The organism is Frigidibacter sp. ROC022 (assembly GCF_024723735.1).
In the GTDB taxonomy this organism is placed as follows: Bacteria; Pseudomonadota; Alphaproteobacteria; order Rhodobacterales; family Rhodobacteraceae; genus SLM-1.
Map to the genome: position 1 here is coordinate 756,984 of NZ_JANQDU010000002.1, position 17,404 is coordinate 774,387.

Sequence of the window (17,404 nt, forward strand, 5' to 3'; positions counted from 1 at the left end):
GTCCGGCGCGGCCGTCACTCCGTTCGCGGCCTTCCCGTCGGGCCGGCCGCTGCCCTTGGGGAACAACGGCCACCACGCGATCCCGCGGTTGAAGCCCTCTGCCGAACCTGTCACTTTCGCCGAAAAACCGGGGCGAGGCTGACAGGCAGGCATGCAGGACGCGGGCGAGCTACTGAAATCCGTATTCGGCTTCGATGCCTTCCGGCCCGGCCAGGCCGAGATTGTCGAGGCCGTCTCGCAGGGCCGCGACGTGCTGGCCATCCTGCCGACCGGGGGCGGAAAGTCCCTTTGTTTCCAGATGCCTGCACTGATGCGGGAGGGGGTGACGGTGGTCATCTCGCCGCTGATCGCGCTGATGCGCGACCAGGTCAGGGCGCTGAAGGCGGCGGGGGTCGAGGCCGGGGCGCTGACCTCGGGCAATACCGAGGAGGAAACCGACGAGGTCTACCGCGCCGCCAACGAAGGAAGGCTGCGGCTGCTCTACATCGCGCCGGAACGGCTGGCCTCGGCCGGCACGTTCAACTTCCTGCGGCGGATCGGCACCAGCCTGATCGCAGTGGACGAAGCGCATTGCGTCAGCCAATGGGGGCATGACTTCCGCCCCGACTATCTGAAGATCGGCGAACTCCGGGCCGCGCTCGACCTGCCGGTGGCCGCCTTTACCGCCACCGCCGATGCCGAGACCCGCGACGAGATCGTCGCCCGCCTGTTCGGCGGCAGGACGCCCGAGGTCTTCCTGCGGGGCTTCGACCGGCCCAATCTGGCGCTGGCCTTCAAGGTCAAGGACCAGCCGCGCCAGCAGATCCTCAGCTTTGCCCTGGCCCGCAAGGGCCAGTCGGGGATCGTCTATTGCGGCACCCGCGCCAAGACCGAAAGCCTGGCCGCGGCGCTGGAGGGCGCCGGGCTGACCGCCGCCGCCTATCATGCCGGACTGGATGCCGAGCGCCGCCGCGAGGTCGAGAGACGCTTTCAGACCGAAGACGGGCTGATCGTGGTGGCGACCGTGGCCTTTGGCATGGGGGTGGACAAGCCCGACATCCGCTGGGTCGCGCAGGCCGATCTGCCCAAGTCGATCGAAGCCTATTACCAGGAGATCGGCCGCGCCGGCCGCGACGGGCTGCCTGCCGACACGCTGACGCTCTACGGGCCCGATGACATCCGTTTTCGCCGCCAGCAGATCGACGAAGGCCTGGCGCCGCTGGACCGCAAGCGGGCAGACCACGCGCGGCTGAACGCCCTGCTGGGCCTGGCCGAAGCTCTGGGCTGCCGGCGACAGGTGTTGCTGGGCTATTTCGGCGAGAACCCCGAACCTTGCGGCAATTGCGATCTCTGCGCCAAGCCGCCGGAACTGTTCGACGCCACCGAACCGGTGCGAATGGCGCTGTCGGCCTGTTTGAGAACCGAGGAACGCTTCGGCGTCGGGCATCTGGTTGATGTGCTGGTCGGGCGTCGGACCGAGAAGGTCACGCAATGGAACCACGATGCGCTGCCGACCTTCGGTGTGGGCAAGGCCCGCTCGACCCGCGAATGGCAGGCGATCTTCCGGCAGATGATGGCCCGCGATCTGGTGCGGCCCGATCCGGAACGGCATGGCGCGCTGGTGATGACCGAAATCGCGCGGCCGGTGTTGCGCGGAGAGGAAAGCGTGACCTTCCGCAAGGATGCCCTGGGCCGGCAGAAACCCGATCCGGTGGTTCGCGCCATGATCGACGACGAGGACGCGCCGCTTCTGGCCGCGCTGAAGGCAAAGCGGCGGGCCCTGGCCGAGGCGCAGGGGGTGCCGGCCTATGTGGTCTTCACCGACCGGACCCTGATCGAGATGGCGCAGAAGCGGCCCGACAGCCTGGACGCGATGGCTGGCATCTCCGGCGTCGGCGCGGCCAAGCTGGAACGCTATGCCGGGGCCTTCCTGGAAGTGATCCTGGGCGAGGCGCCGCCGGCGGAACATCCGGCGCGGCGCAAGCTGGCCGGGCGGGCCGAGGGCCAGATATACGACCGGCTGCTGGAAGCCCAGGTCGAGCTGATGCGCGGGCCGGACGGGTTGGACAAGCCGCTGTCCTGCCCCGGCTCGTTGCTGCGGCGGCTGGCCGAGGCCGGGCCGGAACAGATGCCGCGGTTGCTGGACGAGCGGCGGATGGAGCGTTTCGGCCCGCGGTTCCTGGAAATCCTGCGCGAGGGCTGACCCGCGTGGTCACTCGGCCGCCGCGGCGGGTGGCGGGGGCGCGGCCTGATCCCGAAGGACGGGCCGGCATTCCCCCGGACAGGCGGCCAGAAGCCGTTCGAGGATCGCGGCCTTCTTCAGCGGTTTGGTCAGGTAGTGATCCAGCCCCGCCGCCAGGATCTGCCGGTCGTCGCCATTCAGCGCATGGGCGGTCAGGGCGACGATGGGGACATGCGCGCCGCTCTCCGACTCGGCGGCGCGGATCCGGCGGGTCGCCTCCTTGCCGTCCATGAGCGGCATCGAGATATCCATGAAGATCAGGTCGGGCCGGAAACCGGCATGCAGGGCGACGGCCTCTTCGCCATTGCCGGCGAATCGCAGATCGATGTCGAGCTTGCCCAGCATCTTGTCCAGCACCAGCCGGTTGGTTCTGTTGTCCTCGGCCGCCAGCACCCGCATCTGCCGGCCGGTCGGCGGCCGCGGGGCTAAATCAGTGTCTGACAAGGGCTTTTCAGTGTCTGATGTCGCGTGGTCATCTGCGCCCGGAACAACCGGAAGCGGCAGCGGCGCCAGCGCGGCAATCAGGCTGCCGCGCGAGATCGGACGCTCCAGCCTGCCCATCAGGCCCGAGCCCGGCAGCGCCCCGCTCCGGCTGTCGGTCACGGCCAGGAAAGGCACCGACAGGCCGGCCCCGATCAGCCGCTGCGCCAGCGCCTCCACCGTCATGTCCGGCAGCCGCGCCGCCGCCAGCACCAGCCCGACGTCATCGGGCATATCGGCCAGGGCCGAGCCGGCATCGGCGCGCAGGCTGACCTGCATCCGCAGCGCCATCAGCTGGCTGCGCAGCAGATTGGCCGAGTCGTCGTCGGGATCGATCAGCAGGATGTGGCGCGGGGCCGGCAGAACCCCGCCTTCGGGACCGGCCTCGGGCAATCGGACCCGGAACCCGAAGCACGATCCCTTGCCGGGGCTGCTGTTGGCCCAGATCTCGCCCCCCATCAGCCGCACCAGCCGCTCGCTGATCGCAAGGCCCAGCCCGGTGCCCTCGTACCGGCGGTCGCGGGCGTTCTCGACCTGGTTGAACTCGCCAAAGACATGGCGGAGCATTTCCGGCGCGATTCCGATCCCGGTATCCTCCACCGCGACATGCACCTGCCAGCCGTCCGCCCCGTCCGGGGCTCCGGTGACGCGGACCGTGATCTGACCCTGCTCGGTGAACTTGACCGCGTTGCCGACCAGATTGGTGAGGATCTGCCGGACCCGCCCGACATCGCCCCGGAACCGGGTCGGCAGGAACAGGTCGTAGTCGATCTGCAACTGCACCGGCCTGCCCTGCACCATCGGCTGCATCAGCTGTACGACCTCCTGCACAGCCTGTTCCAGGTCGAAGGGCGCCGGGTGCAGCGCCATCTTCCGCGCGTCGATCTTGGACAGGTCGAGAATGTCGTTGATGATGACCAGAAGCGCTTCACCCGAGTTGCGGATCGTCTCGACAAAGCCGCGCTGCTCCTCGTTCAGCGGGGTTTCGGCCAGCAGGTCGGCCATGCCGACGACGCCGTTCATCGGGGTTCGCAGTTCGTGGCTCATGTTGGCGAGAAAGGCGGACTTGGCCCGGCTGGCGGCCTCGGCCCGGCGGCGGGCGTCACGCAGCCGCGCCTCGAACCGGATGTGCCGGGTGATGTCGAGCGCCAGCGAGACCTTGTCGCCGCCCTCGCCCTGTCGGTCCACCAGACGGATATAGATGCCGTTCCAGAGCCGAATCGTCACCGGCTCGATCCGGTCGCCATGCCAGCGGGCCAGCATCCGTGCCCGCCAGGCTGCCGGATCGTCGCCCCCGATGTCGATCATCCCCTCGTCCAGCGCGATGGTGAGGATGTCCGAATACCGCGCCCCCGGCGCCACCGCCGCCACCCCGTCAAAGGGCTTCAGCCAGGCCGGGTTGGCGGCGATCAGCACGTCGTCCGCACCGAACAGCGCGAAGCCGTCCTGGATCGTGGTCAGCGAGGTCCAGAGCCGCCGCTGCGCCACCGAGACCTTGGTTTCGGCGGCCTGGAGATCGACCAGGACGCGGGACTTCTCGCTGCGGACCTCGGCCACCTCCTCGCGTTTCTCGATGATCTCGAAGGACAGGCTGCGGGCATGTCTGGACAACTCCCGGTTGGCGACCGAAAGCTCGTCCCGGGTCTGCGCCAGCTGCCGTTCCGCCGCCAGGCGGGCACGCCGTTCCTGTGCCAGGCTCTGCGCCTGATCCATGCCACTCTCCGGTCTCGCCGCGCCCGTTCGGGGCGTCACTCGGCGCGATCATCCCGCGACAATGTGAAGGCCGCGTTAAGTTCGGTGATCCGGGCCGATCGAAATCGCGGGACCCGTTGTCAGGCTGCATCCGCCATGCAAGACTATGCCCATATTGACCGACCGGAGATTTTCCATGCGCCTTGTTACGCTTGCCGCTTCCCTGATCCTGTCGCTTGGCCTGGCCAATGTCGCACAGGCAGAAGAGCCGGTGCCCCCGAAGCGTCTGATCCTGGATCGCAACACGGACTACCCCGGCGGCGACATCCAGTCTTACTTCGACACCACCTATGACGCCTGCGCCGCGGCCTGCCTGGCCAATCCGAAATGCGGCGCGCTGACCTTCAACCAGCGGTCGAACGCCTGCTTCCTCAAGTCCGGTGTCAAGGACAGCGCCGAATACAATGGCGCCATGTCGGCGCGGGTCCTGGTCACCGACCCGGCGATGGTCCTGAACGGCGCCACCCGTGCCGCCGAGCTGGCGTTCCTTGGCGATTACACGATCGACCGGGCCCGCCAGCTGGCGATGAAGATCTCGCAGGAATTCAACGCCGGCAGCTGGGATGTCGCCCGGTTGAACCAGGCGGCGGCCGAGGCCCGCAGCCAGGGCAACATCAAGGATGCGATCCTCTATGTCGGCTCGGCGCTGACGCTGTCCGATACCTCGGATCTCTGGATCGAGTATGCACGGTTGCGGCTGATCAAGAAGATCGGCGGCCAGAACGCCACGACCTATTCCTCCTCGGTGGCGCTGGATGCGGCGACCGGCGGCTATCTGCGGGCCACCACACCCGCGGCGCGGATCAATGCGCTGATGGTGCTGGCCGAGGCTCTCGAGGCGAACGGGCGCGGCCGCGACATGATCCCGGTGCTGCGGCTGGCAGAATCGATCCAGCCGCGTGACGACGTGATGGCCGCACTCGATTCGGCGTTGGGCAAATACGGGTTCCGGATCGTCGAGGACCGGGTCGAAAGCGACCTGGCCAGCCCGCGTATCTGCGCGACATTCAGCGAGCCGGTGCTGTCCGGCGGCACCGATTACGCCTCCTATGTCACACTGGATCAGGGTGAGCCGGTGGTGACCTCGGAAGGCCGCGACATCTGCGTCGAGGGGCTGGAGCACGGCAAGCGCTACAAGGTCACCTTCCGTGCGGGGCTGAAGGCCGCCAGCGGCGAGGATCTGGTGAAACCGGCCGAGCTGACCTTCTATGTGCGGGATCGCTCGAAAGCGGTCTGGTTCCCCGGTCGCGGCTATATCCTGCCCGCCGTCGGCGATGCGGCGCTGCCGATCGTCGGGGTGAACGTCACCGAGGTCGATCTGAAGCTGTCCCGGGTCTCGGACCGGAACCTGATCCGGTCGATCCAGAACGACTATTTCGGTCAGCCGCTGGGCTATTACGCCTCGCAGTATTTCGAAAGAGAGGTCGCGGAAGAGGTCTGGACCGGCACCGGCACCCTGAACACCGAGTTGAACCGCGACGTGACCACCCGGCTGCCGCTGGGCGACGTGGTGCGTTCGCTGACGCCCGGCATCTATGTGCTGCAGGCCTCGATTCCCGGCACCGACCCCTATGACGATCCGGCCGCGACGCAGTGGTTCGTGATCTCGGACATCGCCCTGGCGTCGATCTCGGGCAATGACGGGCTGCATGTCTTTGCCCGCTCGATCAACAGCGCCGAGGTGATGCCGGGGGTGAAGATCCAACTGGTGAACCGGGCCAATGCGGTGCTGGGCGAGGCGGTGACGGATGCCGACGGGCATGTCGTCTTCGACGCCGGCCTGACGCGCGGCCAGGGCGGCTCGGCGCCGGCGATGCTGGTGGCGACGCTGGGCGACGACCTGTCGTTCCTGCCGCTGACCGATCCAGAATTCGACCTGTCCGATCGCGGGGTCGAGGGCAATCCCCCGGCGCCGCCGATCGACGTGTTCCTCGCGACGGATCGCGGCGTCTATCGCGCCGGCGAGGTCATCAACGCCACGGTCCTGGCCCGCGACAACAAGGTCGATGCGCTGTCGGGCCTGCCGATGACGGCGGTGCTCTACCGGCCCGACGGGGTGGAATACTCGCGGGTCCTGGGCGAAGACGAAAAGGCCGGCGGCTATGTGTTCAACCTGCCGGTGGCGGGCAGCGCCCCGCGCGGCACCTGGCGGCTGGACGTGTTCTCCGATCCCAAGGCCCCGCCGCTGGCCAGCAAGCGGGTTCTGGTCGAGGATTTCCTGCCGGAGCGGATCGACTTCGATCTCGACGTGGCCGAGGGCATCCTGCCGGCGGACGAGCCGGTCGAGATCGGCATCGACGCGCGCTATCTCTTCGGTGCGCCGGGTGCCGATCTGAAGATCGAGGGCGAAGTGCGCCTGTCGGCGGTGTCGAGCCTGGAGGACTACCCCGGCTACAGTTTCGGGCGCTATGACAAGCGGGTCTCGAGCGGCTTCAACAGCCTGCCCTACGACCGGCGCACCGACAAGGACGGCAAGGCCGTGCTGCGCGCCGAGCTGCCGGAGCTCAAGGACGTGACCGGCCCGATGAAGGCGCAGATCGCGGTGCGGGTCTCGGAAGGATCGGGTCGCCCGGTGGAACGCCGGGTCGAACGCGCGGTGGCGCCGGCCGGCCCGGTGATCGGGATCAAGAACCTGTTCGATGACGGCGAAGTCGCGGAAAACAGCGATGCCGGGTTCGAGCTGATCGCGCTGGACACCGACCTGAAGCCGATGCCGATGAAGGTCAAATGGACCGTCAGCCGGGTCCGCACCCATTACCAGTGGTACAAGCTTTATGGCGACTGGAACTGGGAGCCGGTGACCAGCCGCACCCTTGTCGCCAGCGGCGAGGTCTCGCTGGACGGCAGCCCGGTGAAGATCTCGGCGCCCGTCACCTGGGGCCGCTACGAGATCCGGGTCGAGCGGACGGATGGCGAATATGCCTCGTCGTCCAGCAGCTTCTATGCCGGCTGGTATGTCTCGGCCGACGCCTCGGCGACGCCCGACACGCTGGAACTGTCGCTGGACGCGCCGCAATACCGGCCCGGCGACACCGCGCGGCTGCGGATCGTGCCGCGCTATGCCGGCAAGGCGCTGATCACCGTGCTGTCGGATCACCTGATCCACATGCAGGTTGCCGATGTGGTCGAGGGTGAGAACCTGATCCCGCTGACCGTGACCGAGGAATGGGGCGCCGGGGCCTATGTCACCGCCTCGGTGATCCGGCCCATGAATGCCGCGGCCCAGAAGATGCCGGAACGGTCGCTGGGGCTGAGCTATGCCAAGGTCGATCCGATGGAACACGCGCTGTCGGTGGCGGTCGAGGCGGCAGAAGAGGTCGATCCGCGCGGCCCGCTGCCGGTGGCGGTCAAGGTCGAGGGCCTGCAACCGGGCGAGACCGGCTATGTGACGCTGGCGGCGGTGGATGTCGGCATTCTCAACCTGACCGGATATAAGACGCCGGATCCCTCGGACCACTATTTCGGCCAGCGCAAGCTGGGGGTCGGACTGCGCGACGTCTACGGGCGGCTGATCGACGGCACCCAGGGAGGGCTGGGCGCGGTGCGCTCGGGCGGCGACGCGATGGCCGAGGCCGCCATGGCCAATCCGCCGCCGGTCGAGGAACTGGTCGCCCATTTCTCGGGCCCGATCGAGGTCGGCGCCGATGGTTATGCGCGGCATGTCTTCGACCTTCCGTCCTTCAACGGCACGGTGAAGCTGATGGCGATCGCCTGGTCGAAGACCGGCGTCGGCCAGGCCGATGACGAGGTTCTGGTTCGTGACCCGGTGGTCGTCACCGCCTCGGTCCCGCGCTTCCTGGCGCCGGGGGATACCTCGCGCCTGCTGCTCGAGATCGTCCATGCCACCGGCCCGGCGGGCCGGGTCGGGCTGGATGTGACCGGCACCGGCCTGACCCTGGATCAGGGCGCGATCCCCTCGGGCTTCGACATCGCCGAGAAGGGCAAGGTGACGCTGTCCATCCCGCTGGTGGCGGGGGCGCAGGGGCTGGCCGGGATCGATGTGAACCTGACCACGCCCGGCGGCAAACGGCTGACCAAGCATCTGAACCTGCCGGTGCAGCAGAACGACCCCGAGATCTCGCGCACCTCGCGCTTCGATCTGGCGGCGGGGCAGACCTTCACCCTGGATGACAATGTCTTCGCCGGGCTGGTGTCCGGATCGGGCACGGCGACGCTGGCGGTCGGGCCGATCGCCTATCTCGACGCGCCGGGGATGCTCGAGGCGCTGGACCGCTATCCCTATGGCTGCACCGAGCAGATCACCTCCAAGGCGCTGCCGCTGCTCTATCTGGACGAGCTGGCGGTCGCGATGGGGCTGGATGAGCGAGACAATATCTCCGAGCGCATCGACCAGGCGATCACCGCGGTTCTGGCCAATCAGGACAGCAGCGGCGCCTTCGGTCTCTGGTATGCCGATTCGGGTGACTTCTGGCTGGATGTCTATGTGACCGACTTCCTCAGCCGGGCCCGGGCACAGGGATATGAGGTTCCGGCCCTGGCCTTCCGCAGCGCGATCGACAACATCCGCAACCAGGTCAACTACGCCGCCGATTTCGACAGCGGCGGCGAGGATCTGGCCTATGCGCTGCTGGTGCTGGCCCGTGAAGGCGCCGCGACGATCGGCGATCTGCGCTACTATGCCGACCAGAAGGGCGACAGCTTCGGCACCGCGCTGGCGCAGGCGCAGCTGGGCGCGGCGCTGGCCCTCTACGGCGACCAGACCCGGGCCGACGCGATGTTCCTGCGGGCGCAGAAGCGGCTTGCCGGGCAGACCGGGGACGAGACCCGGCAGCTCTGGCGCGCCGACTACGGCACCAACCTGCGCGATGCGGCCGGGGTGCTGACGCTGGCGGTCGAGGCCGGGTCGAATGTCATCGACCGTGATCTGCTGACCGCCCGCGTGGCAGCGCCGCAGGCCTATCGCCGGCTCTCGACGCAGGAATCGGTCTGGACCCTGCTGGCCGCGCATGCGCTGCTGGGCGACGCAAGGACCGAGGGCATCACCATCAACGGCCAGCCGGTTGACGGGCCGATGGTGCGGGTGATCGAGGATCAGGTCGATGGCGGCATGGCGCTGGCGGTGGCCAACGGCTCGGCCCGCGACACGATCCTGACCCTGACCACCTATGGCGTGCCGGAAGTCCCGGAACCGGCCGGTGGCAACGGCTATGCGCTGGATCGGTCCTACTTCACCCTCGACGGCACGCCGGTCAGTCCCGATGAGGTCAAGACCGGCACCCGCCTGGTCACGGTGCTGACCGTCGATCCCTTCGGCAAGGGCGAGGCGCGGCTGATCGTCGATGATCCGCTGCCGGCCGGGTTCGAGATCGACAACCCGAACCTGCTGCGGGCCGGGGACATCGGGGCGCTGGACTGGCTCGACCTCTCGGCCGAGCCGAACAAGACCGAGTTCCGCCAGGACCGGTTCATCTCGGCGGTGGACTGGCGCTCGGACAAGCCGTTCCGGCTGGCCTATATCGTCCGGGCGATCTCGCCGGGGACGTTCCACCACCCGGCCGCCAGCGTTCAGGACATGTACCGTCCGCAGTTCAACGCGCATAGCGACGCCGGCACGGTGGTCATCACCGAATGAGCCGCCTGCGCAGGCTCCTGCGCTGGACCGGCCGCCGCGCGCTGATCATCATCGCCGTCGCCCTGTTCCTCGGGGCGGCGGCGCGTGACCGGTTCGACGCCTGGGTCGATGCGACGGAACTGCCCTCGCTGGTCGCCGAAACCTCGGTCGAGGTTCTGGACCGGAACGGCAGCCTGCTGCGGGCCTATACGGTGTCGGACGGACGTTGGCGGCTGCGGCTGGAGCTGGACCAGACCGACCCGCTCTTCCTTGCCATGCTGCTGGCCTATGAGGACAAGCGGTTCTACCGGCATTCCGGCGTCGATCCCCTTGCCGTGGCGCGGGCTGGCTGGCAGCTGATCTCGACCGGGCATCTGGTCTCGGGCGGCTCGACCCTGACCATGCAGGTGGCGCGGCTGCTGGAGGATGGCAGCACCGGCGAATGGTCGGGCAAGCTGCGCCAGACCCGGCTTGCGCTGGCGCTGGAACGGCACCTGACCAAGGCCGAGATCCTGACGCTCTACCTCAACCGTGCCCCCTATGGCGGCAATCTGGAAGGGCTGCGGGCCGCCTCGCGCGCCTATTTCGCCAAGGACCCGCGCCGGCTGACCCCGGCCCAGGCGGCGTTGCTGGTGGCATTGCCGCAATCGCCCGAGCGGCGGCGCCCCGACCGTTTCCCCGAGGCCGCAAAGGCGGCGCGCGACCGGGTGTTGATGCGGATGCAGGCCGCCGGGGTGATCGACGCCGAAACCCTGGCCGCGGCTCTGCGCGAGAAAATACCCGACCGGCGCCGCGATTTCCCCGCCCTGGCGCCGCATCTGGCCGACCGGGCGCTGGCCGAGGCGCCGCAGACCCTGGTCCACCGGCTGACGATCGACGCCGAGGTGCAGAAGAAGCTGGAAAGACTCGCCGAACGGGTGACGCGCGAGGCCGGAGACCGGATTTCCATCGCCATTGTCGCGGCGGATCATGTGACCGGCGAGGTGCTGGCCTCGGTTGGCTCGGCCGGCTACCGCGACGACCGCGCCGGCTATGTCGACATGACCCGGGCGCTTCGCTCCCCAGGTTCGACCCTGAAACCCTTCATCTACGGGCTGGCCTTCGAGATGGGGCTGGCGCATCCGCAGACCCTGATCGAGGACCGCCCGACCGCCTTCGGCACCTATGCGCCGCAGAATTTCGACGGCCAGTTCCGCGGTACGGTGACGGTGCATGACGCGCTGCAGATGTCGCTCAACATTCCGGCGGTGATGCTGACCGACGCGATCTCTCCCGACCGGCTTGTGGCCTATATGCGCTCGGCCGGAACAAGGCCGGTGGTGCCGGGCGGACGTCCCGGGCTGGCGGTGGCCCTGGGCGGCGTCGGGGTGACGCTGGAGGATCTGGTGCAGCTCTATGCCGGGCTGGCCGAGGATGGGCGCGGCGTCGGGCTGCATCACCGGCTGGGGCAGTCCTGCCCGCTGTGCGGCCGGCGCCTGATGCGGGCCGAGAGCGCCTGGCAGGTCAGCGACATCCTGGCCGGGATGCCGCCCCCCGCCGGCGCGCCGCCGGACCGGGTCGCCTACAAGACCGGCACCTCCTACGGCCACCGCGACACCTGGGCGATCGGCTTTGACGGCCGGCATGTGATCGGGGTCTGGATGGGGCGCCCGGACGGAACCCCGGTGCCCGGCCAGTTCGGCGGCGGCCTGGCGGCGCCGGTGCTGTTCGAGGCGTTCAGCCGCCTGAAGCCGGGGCTCGACCCGCTGCCGCCGCCACCGCCGGGCACGCTGATCGTCGGCAATGGCGGGCTGCCGCAGCCGCTGCGCAACTTCCGCCCCCGCGACGCGCTGTTCCGTCCCGATGCCGATGCGCCCGCCGTCGCCTTCCCGCCCGATGGCGCGGTGTTGAGCGCCGAGGGGGGCCATCTGGTGGTGAAGGTCCGCGACGGCCGGGCGCCCTTCACCTGGCTGGCCGACGGCCGCCCGCTGGCCACCGCAGAGCGCGACCGCGAGGTTGCCGTGACGCTGCCCGGCAAGGGTTTCGTCACCCTCTCGGTGATCGACGCACTGGGCCGCTCGGCGGTGTCGAAGATCCAGGTGAACTAGGGGCCCGGCCCGGTCCGGGTCGCCGCCTGCCGGATCGCGGCTTCCCGGCGGCGGATCAGGGCGCGCGACCCATGCTCTTGTCGGCCAGAACCTCGATCAGCCTTCGGGTTAGGGCCTTTTGCGGGCCGCTGTCGGGCCAGACGGCGTAGATGCCCAGCTCGGACAGCCGCCATTGCGGCAGAACCTCGACCAGCCGGCCCGAGGCAAGCTCGGCCTCGATCTCTCCCAGCGGCAGGACCCTGACGCCGAGTCCGGCAAGAACCGCCGATTTCGCCGCCACGATCGTATCCACCTCCAGGCGCACGTTCTCGGGCTGGATCACGGCGGTCTCGCCCTCGCAATGCAGGGTCATCGCATCGGGAATCATCGAGACCGCGATGAAGTCGCAGCCGGCCAGGTCCTCCAGGGTCCGGACCGGCGGGCGGCCGGCAAGATAGTCGGGCGCGGCGACCAGCAGCCGGGAGAAATCACCGATCCTCCGGCTCTTCAGGCTGCTGTCGGCCAGGGTCCCCAGCCGGATCGCCAGGTCGAACCCATCCCGGATCAGGTCGGCGGGCCGGTCACTGCTGTGCAGCGAGATCGCGACCATCGGGTGCCGCCGGGCAAATTCCCACAGCGCCTGAATGATCCGCATGTTCTCTCCCCAGGCCGGCATGGCGACGCGCAGCGCCCCGACCGGCTCGTCGCTGCCCGCCCCGACGGCGTCCAGCGCCTCTTCTCCGGCGGCGACCATCCGGCGCGCCGGGCCCAGGGCCGCGCGGCCCTCTGGGGTCAGCGACATCGAGCGCGTCGAGCGAAAGAACAACGTGACGCCCAGTTTCGCCTCGAGCCGCGACAGATGGTGGCTGACCACCGAGGTCGAAAGTTTCAGCCGCCGCCCCGCCGCGCTGAGACTGCCGGCATCGGCGATGGCCACAAAGATCGCAAGGCCGCGGTAGTCCTCGATCATCTTTCCAATTCCTGGAAATATCTTTCCGTTATTCATGGGATAATCGAAAGGTGCCACCGGGTCTATCTGAAGCGTCGGAAAGACAGGAGACCCCGATGCCAAGCAGAACCGCCACCCTCACATCCGACCGCGCCAGCAGCTATCTTCAGCAGCTCTGCAAGCATTTCGGCCACAAGGTTCCGGTCGAATTCACCCCGGAAGCGGGCGAGATCACCCTGCCGTTCGGCGGCTGCACGCTGCGCGCCGATGGCAGCACCCTGACCCTGACGGTCAGCGGTGCCGAGACCGACCTCGACCGGCTGCAAAAGGTGATCGGCGACCACCTGGCCCGCTTCGCCTTCCGCGAAACCCCCGTGCTCGACTGGCAGCCTTCGGGTGCCGGGCAATAGCGTCGCAATCCGCAAGACATTCCGCCGAAAGGAAACCCGCACATGACAATCGCCGTGACCGCCGCCTCGGGCAAGCTGGGCTCAGAGATCATCCGCAAGCTCGTGGCCATGCCGGAGGCCGGCCCGGTCTTCGGCCTGGCCCGCACGCCGAAGAAGGCGGCGGGTCTGGGGGTCGAGATTCGCCCGGGCGACTACGATGACCCCGATCAGCTGCGCCGCTCGCTCACCGGCGCCGATACCCTGCTGCTGGTCTCCGGCATGGACGCGCCCGAGGCGCGGATCGTCCAGCACCGCAATGTCATCGCGGCCGCCAGGGCCGCCGGGGTGACGAAGATCGTCTACACCAGCGTGCAGGGCGCCGAAGAGGGCACCAGCTTCTCGCCGGTGATCCAGAGCAACCGCCAGACCGAGGCCGATATCCGCGCCAGCGGGCTGGACTGGGTAATCGGCCGCAACGGCATCTATATCGAGCCGGACATCGAATATATCGACAGCTACCGCAAGGCCGGCGAGATCGCCAATTGTGCCGGCGAGGGCCGATGCGGCTACACCACGCGCCCGGAACTGGCGCAGGCCTATGCCGGCATGCTGACCGGCACCGCGCACAACGGCCGGACCTACAACCTGCACGGCACCGCGCTGACCCAGACCGAACTCGCCGGCTATCTGAACCGCGCCTTCGGCACCGACCTGCGCTATCGCGCCATGTCGGTCGAGTCGTTCCGGGCCGACCGGACTGCCGAGCTGGGCGCCTTCCTCGGCGCGGTCATCGCCGGCATCTACCAGAGCATCCGCGACGGCGCGCTCGACAATCCCAGCGATTTCGAAACCGCCGCCGGACGCAAGCACCAGAGCTGGGACGCCTGGTTTGGGTCGCTTTCCCGGCCCTGACGGCGCCGGAACCGTCATTCACCGAGACCTCATGGAGTGCGATCGTGACCACCCCGAAATCCGTTCTGAACCACCCCTATGCCTTCTGGCTGCTGCTGGCGCTTCCGGCCATTCCGATGCTCATGGGGCTCACCTCCGGCGACCCCGAGGCCCTGCATGGCCTCCTGCACCCGACCGGTGAATTTGCCGCGCGCTTCATGATCGTCGCGATGATGATCACGCCGCTGACCATGCTGCTCAAGGGCTGGCGCGGCCCGCGCTGGCTGATGAAGCGGCGCCGCTACCTGGGTGTCGCCGCCTTCGGCTATGCGGCGCTGCACACGCTGCTCTATCTGGTCGATACAGGCACCGTCGCCTTCACGGCCGGAGAGCTCTCGACGCTCTACATCTGGACCGGCTGGCTGGCCTTCCTGATCTTCGTGCCGCTGGCGGTGACCTCCACGGATGGCTGGATGCGCCGGCTCGGCCCGCGATGGAAGACGCTGCAACGCTTCGTCTACGGCGCCGCGGTGCTGACCCTGATCCACTGGGCGGCACTGCATGACTGGGGCGGCACCGGCGCGGCGCTGGTGCATTTCGGGCCGCTGGCCGCGCTGGAGGCCTGGCGCATCGGCCGGGCCCTGAAACGCCGGCAGATGCGCGCCGCCTGAACGCCCCGGCCCCGCCGGGCCTGGGCCGGGATCCGGCCCGGGCCTTCGGCTCGGTTCCTGAAAGGGGAAATGGTGAGCCGGTCGGGGCTCGAACCCGAGACCTACTGATTAAAAGTCAGTTGCTCTACCAACTGAGCTACCGGCCCACTTCCGGGCGCTTCCCTATCGGTGCCCCCTTGGCCCGTCAAGCGGAAATCGGGCACAGGATCTGGCAAAGCTCCGGCTTGCGGAGTATGGGACCCGCATGAAAGCCGCGCCGCCCCCTCAGGGCCTGCCGTTCATGAAAATGCACGGGCTGGGCAACGACTTCGTGGTCATCGACCAGCGGGGTGGCGAGGCCATGGTCACCCCGGCCCTGGCCCGCGCCCTGGGAGACCGGCATCGCGGCGTCGGCTTCGACCAGCTGGCGGTGATCGAGACCACGCCCGAGGCCGATGCGCGGCTGACCTTCTACAACAGCGATGGCAGCACCGCCGCCGCCTGCGGCAACGCCACCCGCTGCGTGGCCCGCCACCTGATGGCCGAATCCGGCCGCCCGTCGCTGACCCTGCTGACCGAACGGGGGCAGCTTCAGGCCGCCGACGCCGGCGATGGCCTCACCTCGGTGAACATGGGCCCGCCGCAGCTCGACTGGGCCGCGATCCCGCTGGCCCGCGCGATGGAGACCCTGACCCTGCCGATCGACGGTGCCCCGTCGGCGGTCGGCATGGGCAATCCGCATTGCGTCTTCTTCGTCGCCGATGCCGAGTCGGTGGACCTGGCCCGCGACGGTGCGGCGATGGAGCATCACCCGCTGTTCCCGCAGGCCACCAATGTCGAATATGTCCAGGTCCGCGGCCCCGGCGAGCTGCGGATGCGGGTCTGGGAGCGTGGCACCGGGATCACCCTGGCCTGCGGGTCGGGTGCCTGCGCCGCCGCGGTCGCCGCGCATCGGCGCGGCCTGGCCGACGCCCATGTCCGCATCGAGCTCGACGGCGGCTGGCTGGAGCTCGACTGGCGCGCCGACGGCGTCTGGATGACCGGCCCGACCGCGCATGTGCTGACCGGGGTTCTGACCCCCGAATTCCTGGCGGCGGTCTGATGGACGCCAAGCCGCCGATCTTCGCCACCCATGGCTGCCGCCTGAACGCCTATGAATCCGAGGCGATGAGCGAGCTCGCCCAGGCCGCCGGGCTCTCCGACGCGGTGATCGTCAATACCTGCGCGGTGACGGCGGAGGCGGTGCGCAAGGCCCGGCAGGACATCCGCCGCCTCGCCCGCGACAACCCGCGCGCCAGGATCATCGTCACCGGCTGCGCCGCCCAGACCGAGCCGCAGACCTTCGCGGCGATGCCCGAGGTCGCCCATGTCATCGGCAACAGCGAAAAGATGCAGCCCGCCACCTGGGCGGCGCTGGCGCCGGATTTCGTGGGCCGGACCGAGAGGGTGCAGGTCGATGACATCATGTCGGTGCGGGAGACCGCCGGCCATCTGATCGACGGCTTCGGCCGCCACCGCGCCTATGTCCAGGTCCAGAACGGCTGCGATCACCGCTGCACCTTCTGCATCATCCCCTATGGCCGCGGCAATTCCCGCTCGGTCCCCGCCGGGGTGGTGGTCGAGCAGATCAAGCGGCTGCGCGACCGCGGCTTCAACGAGGTGGTGCTGACCGGGGTCGATCTCACCTCCTGGGGCGCCGACCTTCCGGCCCGGCCCCGGCTGGGCGATCTGGTGCTGCGGATCCTCAGGCTGGTGCCGGATCTGCCGCGGCTGCGGATCTCCTCCATCGATTCGATCGAGGTGGACGAGGCGCTGATGCAGGCCATCGCCACCGAGCCGCGGCTGATGCCGCATCTGCACCTGTCGCTGCAGCATGGCGACGACCTGATCCTGAAGCGGATGAAGCGCCGCCACCTGCGCGACGACGCGATCCGCTTCACCGAAGAGGCCCGCCGCCTGCGCCCCGGAATCACCTTCGGCGCCGACATCATCGCCGGTTTCCCGACCGAGACCGAGGCGCATTTCGAGAACTCGCTGAAGCTGGTCGAGGATTGCGCCCTGACCTGGCTGCATGTCTTCCCCTATTCGGCCCGTCCGGGCACCCCCGCTGCCCGGATGCCGGCGGTGCCCGGCCCGGCGATCAAGTCCCGCGCCGCCCGGCTCCGTGCCGCCGGCGAGGCCGCCGCCCGCCGTCACCTCGACAGCCTTGTCGGCACCGAACAGCGGCTGCTCACCGAAGGTCCGCGTCTGGCCCGCACCGAAAGCTTCGCCGAAGTCGCCTTTGCCAGCGACCAGCCCGAAGGCACGATCCTTACCGCCCGTCTTGACTCCCACGACGGCAAGCGCCTGCGCGCCTGACCGCTTTACCTTGGAAATATCCCACGGGGGTCCGGGGGTGTGAAACCCCCGGTCCCGCCCCCTGATCCCGGAGCGA

At 68.8% G+C, this 17,404-nt stretch carries 10 protein-coding genes and 1 tRNA gene; 8 read left to right on the forward strand and 3 right to left on the reverse strand.

The genetic code is table 11. The annotated features are described in order from the left end of the window. Nucleotides 1-151: 151 nt before the first annotated feature. Complete coding sequence (gene recQ / locus NUW50_RS10445; RefSeq protein WP_258289045.1) at nucleotides 152-2,182, forward strand: DNA helicase RecQ; 2,031 nt, start codon at nucleotides 152-154, stop codon at nucleotides 2,180-2,182. Between the two features lie 9 nt (nucleotides 2,183-2,191). Here the strand turns inward: recQ and NUW50_RS10450 are convergent, their stop codons facing one another. Further along, nucleotides 2,192-4,414, reverse strand: coding sequence for an ATP-binding protein (locus tag NUW50_RS10450; RefSeq protein WP_258289046.1), 2,223 nt, complete (start codon nucleotides 4,412-4,414; stop codon nucleotides 2,192-2,194). A gap of 175 nt (nucleotides 4,415-4,589) precedes the next feature. On the opposite strand from NUW50_RS10450, the gene NUW50_RS10455 reads away from it, so the two are divergent. Continuing rightward, nucleotides 4,590-10,046 carry an alpha-2-macroglobulin family protein gene (locus tag NUW50_RS10455; RefSeq protein ID WP_258289047.1) on the forward strand — a complete coding sequence of 1,819 codons (5,457 nt, stop codon included), beginning with the start codon at nucleotides 4,590-4,592 and terminating at the stop codon, nucleotides 10,044-10,046. Beyond that, complete coding sequence (gene pbpC / locus NUW50_RS10460; protein ID WP_258289048.1) at nucleotides 10,043-12,112, forward strand: penicillin-binding protein 1C; 2,070 nt, start codon at nucleotides 10,043-10,045, stop codon at nucleotides 12,110-12,112. The genes NUW50_RS10455 and pbpC overlap by 4 nt, the downstream gene beginning before the upstream one ends. Nucleotides 12,113-12,167: 55 nt before the next feature. Here the strand turns inward: pbpC and NUW50_RS10465 are convergent, their stop codons facing one another. Continuing rightward, nucleotides 12,168-13,061 carry a LysR family transcriptional regulator gene (locus tag NUW50_RS10465; protein WP_258289050.1) on the reverse strand — a complete coding sequence of 298 codons (894 nt, stop codon included), beginning with the start codon at nucleotides 13,059-13,061 and terminating at the stop codon, nucleotides 12,168-12,170. Nucleotides 13,062-13,156: 95 nt separating this feature from the next. On the opposite strand from NUW50_RS10465, the gene NUW50_RS10470 reads away from it, so the two are divergent. The 3 genes from NUW50_RS10470 to NUW50_RS10480 are packed head-to-tail and all read left to right on the forward strand — an operon-like array spanning nucleotide 13,157 to nucleotide 14,991. After that, nucleotides 13,157-13,450, forward strand: a complete 294-nt coding sequence (locus NUW50_RS10470) for a DUF2218 domain-containing protein (RefSeq protein ID WP_258289051.1) — start codon at nucleotides 13,157-13,159, stop codon at nucleotides 13,448-13,450. A 42-nt stretch (nucleotides 13,451-13,492) separates the two neighbouring features. After that, nucleotides 13,493-14,341 (forward strand): SDR family oxidoreductase, encoded by an 849-nt coding sequence (locus NUW50_RS10475; RefSeq protein WP_258289052.1) that lies wholly within the window; start codon nucleotides 13,493-13,495, stop codon nucleotides 14,339-14,341. Nucleotides 14,342-14,385: 44 nt separating this feature from the next. After that, complete coding sequence (locus NUW50_RS10480; protein ID WP_258289053.1) at nucleotides 14,386-14,991, forward strand: sulfite oxidase heme-binding subunit YedZ; 606 nt, start codon at nucleotides 14,386-14,388, stop codon at nucleotides 14,989-14,991. 70 nt (nucleotides 14,992-15,061) lie between these two features. Here NUW50_RS10480 and NUW50_RS10485 read toward each other — a convergent pair. Continuing rightward, a tRNA-Lys gene (locus NUW50_RS10485) sits at nucleotides 15,062-15,137 on the reverse strand. Nucleotides 15,138-15,271: 134 nt separating this feature from the next. Between NUW50_RS10485 and dapF the strand changes: the two genes are divergently transcribed. After that, complete coding sequence (gene dapF / locus NUW50_RS10490; protein WP_338001352.1) at nucleotides 15,272-16,072, forward strand: diaminopimelate epimerase; 801 nt, start codon at nucleotides 15,272-15,274, stop codon at nucleotides 16,070-16,072. Next, entirely contained in the window at nucleotides 16,072-17,328 is a 1,257-nt protein-coding gene (mtaB, locus tag NUW50_RS10495; RefSeq protein WP_258289055.1) for a tRNA (N(6)-L-threonylcarbamoyladenosine(37)-C(2))-methylthiotransferase MtaB, read from the forward strand. Before dapF ends, mtaB begins: the two co-directional genes overlap by 1 nt. Nucleotides 17,329-17,404 lie beyond the last annotated feature (76 nt).